At 32.1% G+C, this 19187-nt stretch carries 19 protein-coding genes; 7 read left to right on the top strand and 12 right to left on the bottom strand.

Annotated elements, in window-relative coordinates; genetic code table 11:
• Genes M890_RS0106740 through M890_RS0106730 form a run of 3 tightly spaced genes read left to right on the top strand, consistent with a single transcriptional unit; the run spans position 1 to position 2964 of the window.
• Entirely contained in the window at positions 1-714 is a 714-nt protein-coding gene (locus M890_RS0106740) for a glycosyltransferase family 2 protein (RefSeq protein ID WP_028282802.1), read from the top strand.
• Positions 714-1337 (top strand): lipid-A-disaccharide synthase N-terminal domain-containing protein, encoded by a 624-nt coding sequence (locus M890_RS0106735; RefSeq protein WP_028282801.1) that lies wholly within the window; start codon positions 714-716, stop codon positions 1335-1337. Before M890_RS0106740 ends, M890_RS0106735 begins: the two co-directional genes overlap by 1 nt.
• Positions 1330-2964, top strand: a complete 1635-nt coding sequence (locus M890_RS0106730; protein ID WP_028282800.1) for an ArnT family glycosyltransferase — start codon at positions 1330-1332, stop codon at positions 2962-2964. The genes M890_RS0106735 and M890_RS0106730 overlap by 8 nt, the downstream gene beginning before the upstream one ends.
• Here M890_RS0106730 and M890_RS0106725 read toward each other — a convergent pair whose 3' ends face one another.
• The 7 genes from M890_RS0106725 to mnmA all read right to left on the bottom strand — a co-directional run bounded on the left by M890_RS0106725 (position 2965) and on the right by mnmA (position 9919).
• On the bottom strand, positions 2965-3540 hold the full coding sequence (locus tag M890_RS0106725) for a phosphatase PAP2 family protein (RefSeq protein WP_028282799.1): 576 nt from the start codon (positions 3538-3540) through the stop codon (positions 2965-2967).
• Positions 3541-3600: 60 nt separating this feature from the next.
• Entirely contained in the window at positions 3601-3828 is a 228-nt protein-coding gene (locus tag M890_RS0106720) for a DUF8828 family protein (RefSeq protein ID WP_028282798.1), read from the bottom strand.
• 29 nt (positions 3829-3857) lie between these two features.
• The gene (locus tag M890_RS0106715) at positions 3858-5240 is read right to left on the bottom strand and encodes an MATE family efflux transporter (protein ID WP_028282797.1); all 1383 of its coding nucleotides are present in this window, start codon (positions 5238-5240) and stop codon (positions 3858-3860) included.
• Between the two features lie 39 nt (positions 5241-5279).
• Positions 5280-6044, bottom strand: coding sequence for an FkbM family methyltransferase (locus M890_RS0106710; protein WP_028282796.1), 765 nt, complete (start codon positions 6042-6044; stop codon positions 5280-5282).
• Between the two features lie 23 nt (positions 6045-6067).
• Positions 6068-7009: an NAD(P)H-dependent flavin oxidoreductase gene (locus M890_RS0106705; protein WP_028282795.1), complete on the bottom strand. Its 942-nt coding sequence runs from the start codon at positions 7007-7009 to the stop codon at positions 6068-6070.
• 62 nt (positions 7010-7071) lie between these two features.
• Complete coding sequence (locus M890_RS0106700) at positions 7072-8703, bottom strand: S8 family serine peptidase (protein ID WP_028282794.1); 1632 nt, start codon at positions 8701-8703, stop codon at positions 7072-7074.
• 25 nt (positions 8704-8728) lie between these two features.
• On the bottom strand, positions 8729-9919 hold the full coding sequence (mnmA, locus tag M890_RS0106695; RefSeq protein WP_028282793.1) for a tRNA 2-thiouridine(34) synthase MnmA: 1191 nt from the start codon (positions 9917-9919) through the stop codon (positions 8729-8731).
• A 181-nt stretch (positions 9920-10100) separates the two neighbouring features.
• Between mnmA and M890_RS0106690 the strand changes: the two genes are divergently transcribed.
• Entirely contained in the window at positions 10101-11507 is a 1407-nt protein-coding gene (locus M890_RS0106690) for a fasciclin domain-containing protein (protein ID WP_028282792.1), read from the top strand.
• Positions 11508-11612: 105 nt separating this feature from the next.
• Here M890_RS0106690 and M890_RS0106685 read toward each other — a convergent pair whose 3' ends face one another.
• The 3 genes from M890_RS0106685 to M890_RS0106675 all read right to left on the bottom strand — a co-directional run bounded on the left by M890_RS0106685 (position 11613) and on the right by M890_RS0106675 (position 16052).
• Positions 11613-12302, bottom strand: a complete 690-nt coding sequence (locus M890_RS0106685) for a toxin-antitoxin system YwqK family antitoxin (protein ID WP_028282791.1) — start codon at positions 12300-12302, stop codon at positions 11613-11615.
• A 143-nt stretch (positions 12303-12445) separates the two neighbouring features.
• On the bottom strand, positions 12446-14350 hold the full coding sequence (yidC, locus tag M890_RS0106680) for a membrane protein insertase YidC (protein ID WP_028282790.1): 1905 nt from the start codon (positions 14348-14350) through the stop codon (positions 12446-12448).
• A gap of 85 nt (positions 14351-14435) precedes the next feature.
• Positions 14436-16052, bottom strand: a complete 1617-nt coding sequence (locus M890_RS0106675) for a CTP synthase (RefSeq protein ID WP_028282789.1) — start codon at positions 16050-16052, stop codon at positions 14436-14438.
• Positions 16053-16354: 302 nt separating this feature from the next.
• On the opposite strand from M890_RS0106675, the gene M890_RS15865 reads away from it, so the two are divergent.
• The 3 genes from M890_RS15865 (at position 16355) to M890_RS0106660 (ending at position 18353) form a co-directional block, all read left to right on the top strand.
• The gene (locus tag M890_RS15865) at positions 16355-16873 is read left to right on the top strand and encodes a Crp/Fnr family transcriptional regulator (protein WP_051437470.1); all 519 of its coding nucleotides are present in this window, start codon (positions 16355-16357) and stop codon (positions 16871-16873) included.
• A gap of 82 nt (positions 16874-16955) precedes the next feature.
• On the top strand, positions 16956-17366 hold the full coding sequence (locus tag M890_RS0106665; RefSeq protein WP_028282788.1) for a DoxX family protein: 411 nt from the start codon (positions 16956-16958) through the stop codon (positions 17364-17366).
• A gap of 117 nt (positions 17367-17483) precedes the next feature.
• On the top strand, positions 17484-18353 hold the full coding sequence (locus M890_RS0106660) for a cation diffusion facilitator family transporter (RefSeq protein WP_028282787.1): 870 nt from the start codon (positions 17484-17486) through the stop codon (positions 18351-18353).
• Positions 18354-18386: 33 nt separating this feature from the next.
• On the opposite strand, the gene M890_RS0106655 is transcribed toward M890_RS0106660, so the two are convergent.
• Both M890_RS0106655 and M890_RS0106650 read right to left on the bottom strand, forming a co-directional pair.
• Positions 18387-18617: a DUF3820 family protein gene (locus tag M890_RS0106655; protein WP_028282786.1), complete on the bottom strand. Its 231-nt coding sequence runs from the start codon at positions 18615-18617 to the stop codon at positions 18387-18389.
• A 1-nt stretch (position 18618) separates the two neighbouring features.
• On the bottom strand, positions 18619-19161 hold the full coding sequence (locus M890_RS0106650) for a DUF922 domain-containing protein (protein WP_028282785.1): 543 nt from the start codon (positions 19159-19161) through the stop codon (positions 18619-18621).
• Positions 19162-19187 lie beyond the last annotated feature (26 nt).

The raw sequence follows: 19187 nt of genomic DNA, 5'->3' as shown, positions 1-19187 counted from the left end.
ATGAATTACCAATTTACCATCGTCGTTCCTGTTTATAATGAGGAAGATAATTTACTTAGAGTGGAAAAAGAGTTATTAGCTTACACGCAAATAGCAACAAAAACTACTAAAATTTTATTTGTTAATGATGGCTCAAAAGATAAAAGTCAAGAATTAATTGAAGCTATTTGTAGCAGACATGATGCTTTTGACTACATATTATTTAAAGATAATCGTGGTTTAAGTGCTGCTATAAAAGCTGGTTTTGACTATACTACCACGCCTTTAGTGGGATATATTGACTCTGATTTACAAACTGCACCAGAAGATTTTAATTTATTACTAGCACATATTGGTGAGTACGATTTAGTTACTGGTGTACGTGCCAACCGTAAAGATAGTTTTGTAAAAAACATGTCGTCTAAAATTGCAAACGGAATTAGACGTGCTTTTACAAAAGACGGAATGGATGATACTGGTTGTCCATTAAAAGTGATTAAAACGGACTATGCTAAACGTATTCCAATGTTTAAAGGCTTACATCGTTTTTTACCAGCTATGATAATGTTGCAAAATGGTAAAACAAAGCAAATACCTGTACAACATTTTCCTAGAGTAGCTGGCGAAGCTAAATTTGGTGTTTGGAACAGGTTATTAGGACCTTTAATGGATTGCTTTGCGTATTTATGGATGAAGAAAAAATACATTAACTACGAAGTCGCTAAGCAAAAATAATGAGTAATTGGATTATACTTAGCATAGGTTTTTTAGCGCAAACCTTATTTTCTTCTCGGTTAATAATCCAATGGATTACTAGCGAGAAGCAAAAACGTGTGATCACGCCTACTCTATTTTGGACGCTTAGTTTAATCGCTTCATTTTTACTATTTATTTATGGGTATTTACGCGATGATTTTGCTATAATGCTTGGTCAAGGGTTAACCTATTATATTTATATCAGGAATTTACAATTACAAAACCAATGGAAAACCTTTTCTGTTAGTATACGATGGGTTTTATTATTAATGCCTGTTTTTATTACTGTATTTTATTTTAATAATAATGAAATTGATACCGTTAAGTTATTTAAAAACGAAGCAATCCCGTTTTGGCTACTTATGTTAGGGATTGTCTCTCAGATTGTGTTTACACTACGTTTTGTATATCAATGGATATATTCCGAAAAAAACAAAGAATCCTCTTTGCCTCTTGGCTTTTGGGCTTTAAGCTTGATTGGATCCTTATTAATTTTAACTTATGCTATTTTTAGAGTAGATTATGTGTTATTAGTAGGACACTCATTAGGAGCTATAATTTACTTCAGAAATTTGTTAATCCTAAAAAAGCAAGATGCCTAAACTATTAAAAGATTATCCAATTATCATTATTTGTTTGTTGTTAGCAATCATGCTACTACCTAATTTGGACACCATACAGGTAACTATAATGGAAGCGCGTAATTTTATTACTGCTAGAGAAATGTTATTGGATGATCATTGGTTATTAACTACCATGAATGGCGAGGCACGTTACGAAAAACCACCTTTACCAACATGGCTTACTGCTATTTCCGGATTAATATTTGGTGTTAAAAGTGTTTTTGGTATGCGGTTGGCAGCAATTATCATGATTATGGTATTAGCAGTTTACAGTTTTAAATTATCTAAAACCATATTAAAAAGCCGAGCACATAGCATGATTAATACTCTAATATTAATCACTTCTTTTTATATAATAGGGATTACTATCGAAGCGCCATGGGATATTTTTACACATGGCTTTATGATGGTTGCCATTTATCATTTATTTAAATTTTTTAAATCTGAAAATACAGATTGGAAACACGCATTATTTGCTGCATTAGGTATTGGCTTTTCATTATTAAGCAAAGGACCAGTTAGTTTTTATGCCTTATTACTACCTTTTTTACTAGCATTTAGTTTTAGTTTTAACTACAAAAACATTAAAAGTAAAGTGTTCCCATTAATCCTAATTGTGGTATTAGCACTAATTGTTGGAGGTTGGTGGTACTTTTATGTAAGGTTAGAGGATCCAGCAACTTTTGCAGCCATTACAAGCAAAGAAACTGGTAATTGGACTAGCTATAACGTAAGACCTTTTTACTATTATTGGAGCTTTTTTACACAAAGTGGTTTGTGGACTATTCCTGCCTTTATTAGCTTACTGTATCCCTATTTAAAAAAACGTGTTGTCCATTACAAAGCTTATAAATTTACTTTTTTGTGGACCATACTTGCGGTAATTTTATTGTCAATTATTCCTGAAAAAAAATCAAGATATTTGATGCCAGTTTTAATTCCGTTGGCTTTAAATATTGGATTTTATATCGAGTATCTAATCAGAAAGTTTAAAACGCTTAAAGATAAACGCGAAACCATACCTGTCTATTTTAACTTTGGCTTAATTGCCTTAATAGGTATTGTAGCTCCTTTTGTGTTGTATTTTCAGTATAAAACTCAATTAAATGATAGTTTATTCACTTTTATAATATTTGCAATTGTTGTATTTACTTTAGGTTTGGCTATACTTTCGCAATTAGTAAAAAAAGAGATAAAACATGTGTTTTTATTGACTACTGCTTTTTTTGGAGCTTTATTTTTATTTGGGTTACCATTGTTTAAAACTTTTACGAGCGACAATTTTAAACCCATAACAAAGTTATTACAAACACATAAACAGCAAGATATTAAATTGTATGCTATTGATTATGTTTCGCCAGAAACTATATGGCAATATGGAGCTAAAATTCCGCAAATTAAGCAAGGAAACAATGTTTATAACTTTCCGCTTGAAGCGGAATTTGGAGTTTTATCCAATGAAATAAATCCAAGGGATCAAGCTATTCTTTTTGAAAAGTATACCATAAAAAAAATAGCTACCTACGATTTAAATGAAAGCGAACCTGACAGTAAGCAATATAAAGACCGATTGATAAATACTTATTATTACTTTACTAAAAAGTAATTATTTTAACTGAAATCTAGATTGTAAGTACTTATCAAGTTTGTAAAACATAAATCCTGAAAGTCCACCAAATAGCATTCCGCTAATAACATCCAACGGATAATGAACGCCTATGTATATTCTGCTATAAGCCATAGTTAAGGACCAAACAATTAGAAAATAAATTAGGTATTTGTATTTATATCTTAGCATTAAACCTGAAAAAATAGCAACTGCCATACTATTACTAGCATGTCCAGAAAAGTAACCATATTTACCACCACACCATGATTTTAGTAATCGCATAGCTTGGACTAAATCATCCTCATGACATGGTCTAGGGCGCTTTACAAGAAAGTTTTTAAACAGATTTGTAATTTGATCTGTAAACAAAATCATTAAGGCAATGACCACTAATGTTAGTACAAACATTTTAGTATTCAACTTTTTATACATTAAAAAAGCTAATACAGCGTAAAACGGAATCCAATGTAATTTATCTGTGTAAAACAGCCAAAATCCATCCCAAGACGCTGTTCCTAAGTTATTTAAAAATAAAAAAAGTTCTTTATCGTATTGTACTAATTGGTCTAACATAAATTTGTTTTGCGGTTACCTAAAGTTAGGTTGTTTAGAAAAAAGCGTATTAAAAAGCGTTTACTCTTCGTATCTAGCGACCTCTCTATCGTAAAACGCTGTAGCTTCTTTAATTAAGTTTTCAGTCTCCAATTCTAATTCTTTTTCATCGTGTTGGTCAAAGTCTTCAAACCACTCTACATCATCATCTTCTAGATTAATTATAAATCTAGGAAATTCTGTATGAATCACAAAGATTGCGTTTGGTAAATCTGTATTATCACCTAATATAAATTTTGGTAATTCCATAATATATTTGCTTTTTTAAAGGTTAGCGACTAGTTTTTTTCAGAGCTCAAAATTAACCTTTTAGTTAGATAATTAAAACGTATAAACAATAAAATAGCAGCTGTTGTTAAACCAGCTAATAATCCTAACCATATCCCAAAACTACCATAGGCATCTGCTTTACCTAGATACCAACTAACCGGAAAACCAATTAACCAATAAGACACAAATGTGATTATTGTTGGTATTTTAACATCCTGAAGTCCACGTAAAGCACCAAGTACAATAACTTGTAAACTATCACTTATCTGGAATATAGCTGCTGCTATTAGTAATTGTGATGCTATTGTAACCACCTCTAGGTTATCTTTAAAATTAACAGCATCATCAAAATCGACGTATAATCTTGGGAAAAATTGATTAAATATTAAAAATAAAGAGGCAAAAATGACAGCAAAAATAAAACCCATTAAAAATAATGATACTGCAACACGTCGCAACTCAAAATATTGATGTAATCCTTTTTGATTACCTACTCTAATCATTGACGCCACACTTAATCCCATAGCTACCATAAAGGTCATTGAGCTTAAATTTAAGGCGACTTGGTTTGCTGCCTGAGGATTTTTACCTAATAATCCACTAAGCCAAATAGCAGCTGTAAAAATAGCAACCTCAAAAAACATTTGCATAGCACTTGGTGTACCTAGTCCTATAATTTTTTTTAGCATTAATTTATCCAAAACAAAAAACTTAATATTAGTAACATAGTCTTTGGACTTTTTACGACCTTTTAACAACCACCATAAATAAGCAACCATAATAACACGCGACACTAAAGTACCATATGCTGCTCCTACAATACCCATTTCTGGGAAACCAAACTTACCAAAGATTAGTAAATAATTTAAACCAACGTTAACGATATTAGCAGCAATTGTAGCATACATAGGATATTTAGTCAATGAAAGACCATCACTAAACTGCTTTATACCTTGAAAAATAATTAATGGAATTAAAGAGATTGCTACCAAATCTAAATACGGAATAGCTAGCTCTACCACCTCAATAGGTTGCTTCATTAAATACATTAATGGTTTAGCTAATAGCAATAGTAAAAAAAGTAAAACCCCTAAAACGGTACACAAAAACAGACCATGTTTAAATGCAGATTTACCCTTTTCAAAATCATTTGCACTGTCTGCTTCTGCAACTAAAGGTGTTATTGCTGTACTAAAACCAATACCAATAGACATTGCTATAAACATAAAGCTGTTACCTAAAGACACAGCAGCTAACTCTGCTGTTCCAATTTGACCAACCATGATATTATCCACAAAACTAACAAACGTATGACCTAACATTCCTAACATTACAGGTGCTGCCAATTGCCAATTATATTTAAATTCTTTAGTATAAGTGCTTAATACCATTTACTATTTGTGTGTGTTAAATTTTAAAAACTTCAGTATTTATCTTTTAGAAAACACAACGTTTTCTCCAGATTTAGAAATATCAAAATTAAATGTTCTTAATCTTAAGTACACTAAATCTGTGACACCTGGAGCATAAGTTTCGTGTAATTCTAAAAAGCCAAAAGTAGTCTTAGATAACCAATATTGATAGTTTTGTTCAAAAACTTTTTTTTCAGAACCTTCAATGTCCATTTTTAAAATATCAATAGTTTTTAAATCGTGCTCCAACATTATGGCCTCTAGACTATAACCTTTAAACTCTTTTGTATTATCCGATGCTTCTACCACTCTAAAAGCCCATTTACCAGCATTTTTATCTAAAATTTTTAAGTCTGCATTTACATCCCAAATACCGCCTTTTACTATATGAATATCTTTAATTCCTGATGTGTTTTTTTTAATCATCTCTATATTAGACATATCAGGTTCAATAGCTATTAGCTTAGCATTTTTAAACTTATTTTTAAAATATACTACAGAATATCCACAATTGGAACCAGCGTCCACAATAGTATTAACTTGGTCAGGATAATTGACATTATATTCTTCTTCAATAAAAATTTGCTTAAAAATTTTATAATCAGACGTATTTGGTCTTAAATAAATGGGTTGGTTATACCCTTTTAAATTAAACGTCAAATAGTTTTTTTTACTTGTTGTAGAAGTTAATAATTTAAAATATTGAAACCACCCAAGTACACTAATCCATTTAGGAATCCATTTAATTTGAGAGGTTCTACTAAGCAGTTTATGGAGAATCATTTAAAGTTATATAATAACTACTGTTATAGTTTAGAGACATTTATCTTAGCCTCCTCAAACTCAGAAATCATGTTCTTTACAATTTCTGAAACAGGTTTTATGTCATGAATTAATCCAGCTATTTGACCAATTTCTAATTCACCATCCTCCAAATCGCCTTCAAACATTCCTTTTTTAGCACGCGCACGACCTAATAATTCTTTTAGTTGTTCTGGTGTTGGACTTGTTTTGTACAGCTCTTGTAATTGGTTATAAAATTTATTTTTTACTAGCCTAACAGGCGCTAATTCTTTTAACGTTAATTGGGTATCACCTTCTTTTGCATCTACCACAACTTGCTTAAATGCTTGATGCGCACTACTTTCTTCACTTGCAACAAATCGGCTTCCTACCTGCACTCCATCTGCACCTAAAACCATACAAGCTAACATTGCTTTTCCAGTAGCAATTCCTCCAGCAGCTATTAATGGAATATGCAATTGCTCGCGTACCATTGGAATTAAGGTTAAGGTTGTCGTTTCATCTCGTCCATTATGTCCTCCTGCTTCAAAACCTTCTGCTACTATTGCATCAACTCCAGCCTCCTGAGCCTTTAGTGCAAATTTCACACTACTAACTACATGAACTACTGTTATCCCTTTATCTTGTAGCCATTTAGTCCATGTTTTTGGATTTCCTGCAGAAGTAAAAACTATTTTAACCTCTTCCTCTACAATTATATTCATGATTTCCTCAATGTTAGGATATAGCATTGGGACATTGATACCAAAAGGTTTGTCTGTCGCTTTTTTACATTTTTGAATATGCTCTCTCAACACATCAGGATACATACTTCCTGCTCCAATTAACCCTAATATTCCAGCATTACTGGCTGCTGAGGCTAACTTCCAACCACTATTCCATATCATTCCAGCTTGAATGATTGGATATTGTATATTAAATAATTGAGTAATTTTATTTGGCATTTTCTGTAAATATCTTTTGGTTATTTTTTAAAGTGAAAGGGGTTTTGCATCAACTAAAACCTCTAGTTTTTAATTATCTTTTTTGTCACAGCTAAACCATCCGAGTCAATCTTAACTAAATAAACACCTTTAGATAATGTGCTTGTGTTTATAGTTTTATTAATTGCTGTCACTTTAGTATCTAAAATTTTCTTTCCTAAAACATCATATAGTCTGACTCTGGCTTCTTCCAATTGACTAGGCATCTGCACAGTCAATTGATTAGACACAGGATTAGGATATATTTTAAGACTTAAGTTTTCATTTTGAAACTCGCTAACAGATAAACCTTGCGCTAACGCTAATGATAAATCAGGAATACCATAGCCTAAAAAGAAATCTGGAGCGTTATACTGCGAAGCAGATTCTCTAACTAATTGCATGATTTCGGCATTTGAAAGACTAGGTAACGCTTGCCATAAACACACAATTCCTCCTGCCATAATTGGCGAACTAAATGATGTACCATTAGATGTGGTAACCACATCCGAAGTTGTAATAATATAATTAGCTTGACCTTGTGCAACTACATCTGGTTTTTGGGTTGGTTGTGCGCTACTACCTCTAGAACTAAATGATGCATAAGTACCATCTGCCTTAACAGCACCAATACTAAAGACACCTGCTGCATCTGCTGGAGCACCAACAATTTGCCAACTTCCGCTACCAGAATTACCTGCAGAATTAACCACTAAGATTCCTTTTTGAAAAGCAATATTTGCTCCTTTAGTAATGTATGCTGTGTTACCATCCATTTCTGCAGGAGTATAATTGTAATTAGGGTTATCAAAAGTGGTGTATCCTAATGAAGAGTTAATGACATCCACACCTAGACTATCTGCACGTTCTGCTGCTTCTACCCAAAGACTTTCTTCTAAAGGGGTTTCAGTAGCTGCATCTTCTGTTCTAAATAAATAATAATTAGCGTCTGGTGCTGTCCCTACAAATTGATCTTGTAAATATCCAGCCATATCACTTAATACCCATGTTCCATGAGAGTTTCCTGTGTAGGCGTAAACATCAGTGTTTCTGTCTACAAAGTCATAACCACCTAAAATACCACCATTATCTCGCAAACGTTGAAAACCATTCATTGTGCTAACATTAGTAAAACCAGCGTCTATAACTGCAACAGTCATTCCTGTTCCTGTGTAACTATTAGGATGTTGATGTAAATCGTCTGCACCTATCATTACTGCTTGGTTTGCTGCATTACCATAATTAAATGTAGTTAGACTTGCTTCAAACTCATGCTTATCTTGATTTTGACTTATTCTAGCATCAAAATTATCGTCTGCAAAATCTATACTACTAACTATGGCTGTACCATTAACGGTTAAGGTATTTAATGCCATGATATCTGTTGGATTACCTATAACATGTAAGGCATTAAACCATTTAGATTTGGACATTACAGTGATACCTGGTTGTGCCTTGATTACAGTAATGTAGCTTTCATCTACAGGAACATCTTTAAAATCTATTGCAACATTATGTGCTGCTTTACGATCTAAAGCTTTTTGGGTTAAAATTGTATTGGGATTAGCTAATGCTGTTGCGCTATTTGGTTTATCCGACAAATACACCCAAGCGTGCTCTTGTCCAAATGACGAGACTGAATACGCTAAAATTAAAAAAAGAAGTAGGTTTCTCATAACAGTAACTTTTTGTTACTGCAATTTAAGAAATTACACCTGAACCAACTAATTCTTCATCTAAATACCATGCAACAAATTGACCTTCTGTAATTGCTGATTGTTGGTTTTCAAACTCAACATACATACCGCTTTCGACTTTGTGCAATATTGCTTTTTGTAAAACTTGTCTATATCTTATTCTTGCTAAAACCTTCATGGTTTGGTCTGTATCTAATGCTAAATCCTCTCTAACCCAATGCAACTCTTCATTAGAAACAAATAGTACATTTTTATAAAGTCCTGGATGCGTTGAGCCTTGACCTGTATAGATCACATTTTCTTTTACGTCAGTATCAATTACAAATAATGGCTCAGCTGTACCACCAACTGCTAATCCTTTACGTTGTCCTTTGGTAAAATAATGTGCCCCTTGATGCTTTCCTTTTACTACACCTTCGGTTATACTATAACTAGGTTTTCTAGAACGATATTTTAATTCTTCTAACTTATTATTAAAGCTAGGAAGCGTTTCATTATAAAAAGGGTTGTCTCTTGGTATTTCTACAATAACTCCTTCTTTTGGCTTAAGTTGTTGTTGTAAAAAATCGGGTAATCTAACTTTACCAATAAAACATAATCCTTGAGAGTCTTTTTTGTCTGCTGTTATTAAATCCTGAGCTTTAGCAATGTCTCTAACTTCTGGTTTTAATAATTCGCCAACAGGAAACAAAGCTTTAGCCAATTGCTCTTGAGATAATTGACATAAAAAGTAAGATTGATCTTTATTTGTATCCTTACCTGCTAATAATTGGTGAACCTCTTCTCCATTTTTTGTAATGGTTGTTTTTCTGCAATAATGACCTGTAGCAACATAATCTGCACCCAAATCTAAAGCGATTTTCATGAAGACATCAAATTTAATTTCTCTATTGCATAAAACATCTGGATTAGGTGTGCGACCTTTTTCATATTCGTCAAACATATAATCAACGATACGTTCTTTGTATTGCTCACTTAAATCTACCGTTTGAAAAGGTATTCCTAGTTTATCTGCAACTAACATTGCATCATTACTATCATCCAACCAAGGACACTCGTCAGAGATTGTCACAGAATCATCATGCCAATTCTTCATAAAAAGCCCTATAACCTCATAACCTTGCTCTTTTAATAAATAAGCAGCAACACTAGAATCCACTCCTCCTGATAATCCAACAATAACTCTTTTTTTCATGACTAATTTTAATAGACTGCAAAGATAAGTCTTTCTAAAAAAAATCAAACACTTATATATAAATGGAATGACTTATTAAATAATTGAAAAACAGTCTAATAAATAACTTTAACAAATCTTTAATTCTTTTTGTTTAATCTTTTTATAGATTTGTTAAACAAACCTATTAAAAAATATTATTATGAAAACATTGAAAAAATTATCGTTACTATTTTTAGCAACATTTGTCTTATGGTCTTGTACTGACGATGACGACGCGTCAACACCTATGACAACACCAACGCCAACAACTTTAAATATTGTTGAAACAGCACAAGCTACAGCTAGTTTAAGTAGTTTAGTTGCTGCAGTAGTAGAAGCCGATTTAGCCATTACTTTAAGTGGTCCAGGACCTTTTACAGTATTAGCACCTACAAATGAGGCATTTGCAGAATTTATGTCAGCTAACGGATGGGCAACTGTACAAGACATTCCTGATGCTGCTTTAGCACAAACATTATTAAACCATGTTGTTAGTGGTACTGTTACATCTACTGATTTAGTAAGTTTAGGTGGTGGTTATACTAACACTTTAGCTGATGGTGCAGGAGGAAATAAAGTTAGTTTATTATTTGATACATCAAATGGTGTAATGTTTAACAACATGTCTGAGGTGTTAACTGCTGACGTTACTGCATCTAACGGTATTGTACATATAGTAGATAAAGTAATTGCTTTACCTACAGTAGTTGATCACGCAGTAAATAACAGTAATTTTTCTAGTTTAGTAGCTGCTTTAGGTGCAGCAGATGGTGATTTAGTAAATGTCCTATCAGGAACAGGACCTTTTACAGTATTAGCACCAGACAATACTGCTTTTTCAACATATTTAAATGGTGCTGCCTTAGCTGATGTACCAACTGACGCTTTATCACAATTATTATTAAATCATGTTGTAGGTGGTGCATTATCATCTAATGACTTAACAACTTTAGTTTCTGGATATACAAACACATCTGCTAGTGGTCCAGGAGGAAACGCATTAAGTTTATACTTTGACACAACAAATGGTGTTAGCTTTAACGGAATATCTACAGTAACTGCTGCAGATGTAGTAGGTACAAACGGAATTATTCACGCTGTAGATACTGTAATAGATTTACCAACTATAGCTACTTTTGCAACTTCAAATCCTGCATTAAGTAATTTAGTTGCTGCATTACAATATGCGGACTCTGGGACACCAACAGTACCATATATTACAACTGTATCTGATGCAACAGCTGGACCATTTACAGTATTTGCACCAACAGATGCTGCTTTTGGAAGTTTATTAACAGAATTAAATGCAACTGCTTTAACAGATTTAGACACTGCTACAGTTGACGCAGTGTTAACTTACCACATTGTTGGAGCTAACGTACAATCTAGCATGTTAATGAGTGGACCTGTAACAACATTAGGTGGAGATATTACTGCAGACGCAACTAACTTTACCTTAACCGATCCTAACGGAAGAGTAAGTAACATTGTTACATCATTAGTAGATATTCAAGCAATTAATGGTGTTGTACACCCAATTGATAAAGTAATTTTACCATTACAATAAAAATATAGATTCTTAATTAAATAGTTTATTCCCTTAAAACAAACAATTTAATAGCAAAAACGCCTTAAGAGATTAAGGCGTTTTTTAATTTATAATAGCTAAAGCTTATTTTTTTGCTTTTTTATCTAAGTCTTTTTCTTCGACTAACTTCCCATCTTTATAGCGTTTCCAAACACAACATTTAAGATCATCTTTGTAATGTCCTTCTGTAGCAATAAGACCTTCTTTATTATACGTTTTATAAGGACCATCAAATTTGCCTGCTTTATAAGTAATCATTTTCATTAATGTACCATTTTCTGCGTACCATTTAGATTCGCCATCTAGTAATCCATCCTTATAAAAAGCTTGCTCTGCAATCTGACCATTTATGTAATAAACCAAACGCTCACCTTCAAGTTTACCTTTATCGTTATACAACTCTTGTGTCATAATTTGATTGATATTTTTATGATAAATAACCCATTTACCAATATAATCATGACCACGCATTTTACCTTCACTTATCTTTTTTCCGTTACTAGCATAAAAGGTTACTAAAGCAACATCATTATCTGTATTAAAAACCTTGGTGGCAGTTAAAACCGCTTTGTTATCAATATTTTTATAAAACTTAAAGGTACCAACCTCTTTTCCGTGGTCAAATTCACCTTCATATCTGACTACTTTAGTATTATCAAAATTCTTTTTCCATTTACCATGACGCTGTGCATTAGCATCAAACTGATTAAGGCTCTGAGCCATTACTAAACTAGTAGTAATTAAAAACACTAATAGGAAACTTATTTTTTTCATTGTTTAAATGTATTATATCGCTTTCGCGGAAACTATACCTTACGGTTTAACGTTATTATTTACTATTTGTTATAACAAAAAAGCTGCCAAACTAAAATTATAGCAGACAGCTTTTATTTATAAAATAAAAAAAATAAATCGACTTATTTACCTTTATTTTTTTGTTGCATTTGTTTTTGCTTTTCAGCTTGCTCCATCATTTCTTTCATTTTTTTCTGGAACTTGCTTTCTTTTTTAGGTTTAGCTTTTTGAACCTGAATGTTTGCATGAATTTTTTCTTCATCCAAAATAAAGTTCTTAATTACTAATAATATACCAATACTAATTAAGTTAGAGATAAAGTAATATAAACTTAATCCAGAAGCATATTGATTAAAGAAAATAAGCATCATGATTGGTGCAAAGTAAATCATATACTTCATCATCTTAGCCATATCAGGCATCCCTTCTTGTTGAGGCGCTGACATTTGGTTTTGACCTGTAGTTAACTTCATGTAAAAGAAAATAGCTACTGCTGCTAATATTGGAAATAAACTTACGTGATCTCCATATAATGGAATGTTAAACGGTAATTCTGCAACAACATCATATGATGATAAATCTTCTGCCCATAAAAACTTCTTTTGTCTTAAAGCAAATGCTGTTGGGAAAAACATAAATAAGGCATAAAATACTGGCATTTGAATTAATGCTGGTAAACATCCTGCTAAAGGACTAGCTCCTGCCTTGTTTTGAAGTGCCATAGTTTCTTGTTGCGCCTTCATTTTATTGTCTTTATACTTCTCTCTAATAGCATCAAGTTCTGGTTTTAAAACTTTAAGCTTCATTTGTGATAAGTATTGCTTGTATTGTACAAATGACATAGCTAACTTAATAAGTACTGTCATTACAATAATTGCAATTCCGTAAGGTAAGAATGAACTTAATCCGTTAAATAATGGTATGAATAAAAACTTATTAATCCATCCAAAAATTCCCCATCCAAATGGGATACTTTCTTCTAGATTATCATCATATTTTTTTAATATCTCACTATCTGTTGGACCATAATACAACTTTAAATTATTGTTTATTGAGGCTCCATTTAAAGCTAATGCTGTTTTAGTAGAGAATTGTTTTGTAAATACAGAATCTACTGCTTCATCTTCTACTAAGTTTTTAGATGTAATTGATACTTCCTTAAAGGCTTTATCAGACACTAGAATAGTACTAAAAAAGTGTTGTCTGTATGATAACCATGTTACGTCTTCTTCAACCTCATCATCGTCACCCATTTGAGATAACTTGTCTACATCACCATCGGTTTGATAGGTTAAACGTGTGTATCTATTCTCGTAACTTATACTTTGATCGTGTCTGTATGTTTTTTGTGTCCAATCTAAATTAATAGGGTTTGACGTATTTATTGCAGACTCCAATCCTTGAGATTTAATGGTAAAGTCTACCATATAATCATTAGGCTTAACTACATAATTGTACTCTAAAAATTTATCTTCGGCAGTTTTTAACTTCATGGACACTATCGTGTTAGCTCCACTTTTAGTAACTGTAGGCTGAAAATATAAATCTTTAGTATTTAAAGTACGATTATCTGTTGTTTGGAAATTGATATTAAATACTGAGTTACCATCTTTTACTAAGTAAATTGGAATGGAATCAAAGTTTACAAAGTTTTTTAGCTTAACTTCAGATAAATGACCACCTTTAGTATTAAATTTTAATGCCAACACATCATTTTCAACTGTCACCTCATTATCAGTTGCATTTGTAGTTGCTAAAGAATATGCAAAATCACCAATTTTAGATTGCAATGCTGCAACTTGGCTAGAATCTTTAGGCTTAGAAAAATCCAATGCAGTAGTAACTTTAGTCTCTGATGGAGCTGCAGCATCTGCTTTTTTCTGAGCATCAATTTGTGCTTGCTTTTCTAACTCTTGCGCTTTTAAATCTTCAGGAGTAGGCTGGTTTTGCCACATCATGAATAATAAGATCCCGAAAATTAATACAAATCCTATTATCGACTTAACGTCTAGTTTTTTTTCTTCCATAATTGTTTGGTTCCTCTAACTTATTTTAAGGAATAATTAATTAGTCAAATATACGACCACTTTTAAAATGGTGTCAAATTGACACTTATTTTTTCTTACTATGCTTTAAACTTGCTTTTACAAATGCCACAAATAAAGGATGTGGATTTGCTACTGTACTTTTATATTCTGGATGATATTGTACACCAACAAACCAAGGATGAGAAGGGTTTTCAATAATTTCTACCAATTTGGTTTCTGGATTATAACCAGTTGCTTTTAATCCAGCAGCTTCAACTTGATCTTTAAAATTACTATTAAACTCGTATCTGTGTCTGTGACGCTCTTTAATATCTTGTGATTGGTATACTTTATATGCTATTGATTCTTTTTCAATATGACAATCCCAAGCACCAAGACGCATAGTTCCTCCCATATCTGTTATGGTTTTTTGGTCTTCCATAATATCAATAACTGGATTTGTAGTCTTAGGATCCATTTCTGTTGAGTTAGCATCTGCTAATTCCATAACGTTACGACAAAATTCAATAACTGCCATTTGCATACCTAAACAAATTCCTAAAAACGGAATGTTATTTTCACGTACATATTTAATAGCTGTTATTTTTCCTTCAATACCACGTTCTCCAAAACCTGGAGCTACTAACACACCATCAAGATGTGATAATTTCATTTTAATATTATCTGCATTTAAATACTCAGAATGTACAGACTCTACATTAACTTTAACTTCGTTTTCTGCTCCAGCGTGAATAAATGCTTCTAGTATAGATTTGTAAGAGTCTTGTAACTCCACATACTTACCTATTAATCCAATTGTAATTTCGGATTTAGGATTTTTATGACGCTTTAAAAACTCGTTCCAACGTGTTAAATCAGGCACATCACTATTTAATGCTAATTTTTTAAGCACCACTTTGTCAAGACCTTCGTCTAACATCATATTTGGTACATCATAAATGGTTGATGCATCAATAGATTGTATAATTGCTTCTTCGCGCACATTACAAAACAGGGCTAATTTTCTTTTTAAATCTGAAGGCAATTCATGCTCTGTACGACAAACCAATATGTCTGCTTGTACACCACTTTCCATTAGTGTTTTAACACTGTGTTGAGTTGGTTTTGTTTTTAGCTCTCCAGCTGCTGTTAAATAAGGGATTAAAGTTAGGTGAATCACTAATGCGTTATTATCTCCTAAGTCCCATTTTAATTGTCTAACTGCTTCAATGTATGGTAAAGACTCAATATCTCCAACAGTTCCACCAATCTCAGTAATTACTATATCATAATCTCCAGAGTTTCCTAAGATTTGGATTCTGTGTTTAATTTCGTCTGTAATATGAGGGATAACTTGTACTGTTTTTCCTAAAAACTCACCTTTACGTTCTCTGTTAATCACGCTTTGATATATGCGTCCAGTGGTAACGTTGTTAGCTTGACTTGTAGGCACATTTAAAAAACGCTCGTAATGTCCAAGGTCTAAATCGGTTTCTGCACCATCATCTGTAACATAACATTCGCCATGCTCATACGGATTTAGTGTACCTGGATCTACATTAATATAAGGGTCTAATTTTTGGATTGTGGTTCTGTAACCTTGCGCTTGAAGTAGTTTAGCTAGAGATGCTGCTATAATTCCTTTTCCTAAGGAAGATGTTACTCCTCCTGTTACAAATATGTACTTAGTTTCTGATGTCATGTTGCGTTGTTAAACGCGAGCAAATTTACGATTTTATGTTGAAACTATTAGTCTTTACTCTTTTATTTTTGGAAGACATTGGTATTAAATTTTAAAACCTAGTAAACCGTTAACTGCGTTATCTTTAGACTTGTAATACTTTTAATACATAACATATTTCTTTAATAATTATTATATTTAAATTATCTAAAGCCTTAAACAAAATTATGCTAAAGTAAATAGACGTAAAATAACCTTATGTTTGTTTAAAGATTATGACAGCATAGCATTTTCTGTTAATTAAAAAAATGTAATCCATTATAATGAATATTATTAATTTAAATAAAACCGTTACAATTCCAAAAGGAGATATTTTATTAAAACAAGGGGATATTGCCAAATATGGTTATTTTGTTAAAAGTGGCTGTCTTAAAAGCTACACTATTGATCATTTAGGGAAGGAACACATAATGCAATTTGCGCCAGAAACATGGATGATAACAGACTTGGATAGTTTTTCTAACCAAGTTCCGTCTTTAGTATATATTGAAGCAATTGAAGCGTCTGAAGTATCCATAATATCAAATGCAGATGTAAAGGATATCAATCAATTTGAAAAAGCAGATTTAGTAGAAATGAACACTAAATTTAGAAATAATTTAATTGCAACTAACAAACGTATAATAGGTCTTTTAAGTGCTACAGCAGAGCAACGTTATACAAACTTTACAGATACCTATCCTTCTTTAGTACAACGATTACCTTTAAAACTTATAGCTTCATATATTGGTGTCACACCAGAATATTTAAGTGATATTAGACGTAAGATTGCTAAAAACTAAACTTAACTTATTTCTTAAGGTATCTTATTTTTATTAGTCATGCTTTACTGCAATTTTGCTGTATTAAACTAATATAAATACAATGACAGATCAAAAAAACAACAAAGCAATACATATATCGCTATGGATTGCTCAAGGATTACTAGCTATTATGTTTTTAATGGCAGGTGTAATGAAAATTTCTCAACCTATTGAAACCTTAGCTCAATCACTTCCTTGGGTTAACTCTACTCCTACTGGATTAGTTAGGTTTATAGGTTTAAGTGAATTTTTAGGTGGATTGGGAATAATTTTACCTTCTATACTTCGTATTAAACCTTTTTTAACTATTTGGGCTGCAATTGGCTTAGCAATAGTAATGCTGTTAGCTGCAATTTTTCATGGTGTTAGAGGAGAGTTTTCGGCAATAGGAATGAATTTTGTTTTATTTTTACTAGCAATATTTGTTGCTTGGGGAAGACATAAAAAGTCAATCATTACCGCTAAAACTTAAAAGGGTTAGTTAGTTAAAATTGATGCTTACACTTATAGCTAATACTGATATTATTTATATATTGTGTCTAAACGAACCCTAGTAAGGTTATCAGATTTTAAATGCATCAAAAAAACAATGACTAACGAGCAAACTGCAATACGAACAACTTACTTTAGTATTATCGGAAACACACTGCTTGCACTTATTAAAGGACTTGCAGGTGTTTTTGGTAATTCTTATGCATTAATTGCAGATGCAATTGAGTCTACAACAGATATATTTGCTTCACTATTAGTTTTATTTGGTTTTAAATATGCTAAACGTCCTGCAGATGAAAATCATCCTTATGGTCATGGGAAAATTGAACCTTTAATCACTTTTGCTGTTGTAGCCTTTTTAGTGGTATCTGCTACTATAATTGCATCAGAAAGTATTAATAATATACTAACGCCTCATAAAACGCCTAAATCATGGACACTAATTGTATTGGGTGTAATTATTATATGGAAAGAAATATCGTTTCAGATTGTAATAAAAAAGAGTAAACAAACTCATAGCTCCTCATTAAAAGCAGACGCTTGGCACCATCGTAGCGATGCTATAACGTCAGTGATGGCATTTATAGGTATCTCTATAGCAATAGTATTTGGTAAAGGTTACGAAACTGCTGATGATTGGGCAGCATTATTTGCTTCTGCCTTTATTTTATATAACAGCTATTTAATTTTAAGACCTGCTTTAGGTGAAGTCATGGATGAGCAAGTTTATGATGAACTTATTATTGATATTAGAGAACAATCCTTGAAAGTAGAAGGTGTCTTGGGTACCGAAAAATGTTTTATACGTAAAGCTGGTATGAAGTTTAATGTAGATTTACATGCTATTGTGGATGGTAACATTTCAGTAAAAATTGGACACGACATCTCTCACAACTTAAAAGATTATTTACGAGAACAAATTCCAAATTTAGGACATGTGCTTATTCATATAGAACCCAATGAATAATAATGTTGAGGCTCTTGAAAGTATAAGAATACTCTATTTAGGATATTGTTTTTTGATATTTCGGATTAAGTCTTCCAATCCATTTAACTTAACTGTGTAAATGGTTTCTAACATCTCTCCTAATTTTCCTTTAGGAAAACCTTTATTATGATACCAAACAATATAATACTCTGGTAAGTCTATCAAGAAACGATCTTTATACTTACCAAAAGGCATTTTGGTATGTGCCAATTTTATTAAAAATTCTTTATCTGGTTGAAGCAAATTATCCTTTAGATTTAAACTTATTTAAAGCCTTTAGTCGAACAGCAATACTGTCCTTCCATTTTTTTTGACCATCTACGTTAATTGAATATTCGCTTTGTACATCGTAAGTATTTTGCATCTCTGCTAATTGGCTATCAATAGCACTATGCATATCTTGAAGTGTTTTAGCTAAACCTTCATGTGGTTTTAATGCTGCAATGCGTTGTCTAAATAACCTTGCATGCAACTCTGTAATATCAAAATGTAATTGCTCGTGTCCTAAAACATGCGTATCTACTTGATCTGATTTACACCAAGAATGTTCTGGATAAAAAAAGGCTTTAACTAATGTTTTAAAACCATAAACTTTATCATCACGCTTGTTAATAGAATAACTAAAGGTAATACCAGATGCTGTTACTGCAACAGCATCTGTATCTTGATTAGGCTGTCCTTTAAAATCATCCCAACTTAGTTTGTAGTTTTCACTCCATGACATTTCTTCCATTACATCACTATGTAACAAGAAAAAACTTATGAATATTAATACGTATTTAAACATAATTGCTAAAAACTACTGACTTATTT

This window comes from Olleya marilimosa CAM030 (assembly GCF_000518485.1).
In the GTDB taxonomy this organism is placed as follows: Bacteria; Bacteroidota; Bacteroidia; order Flavobacteriales; family Flavobacteriaceae; genus Olleya; species Olleya marilimosa.
This window is presented reverse-complemented; position numbering and strand designations above follow the sequence as displayed.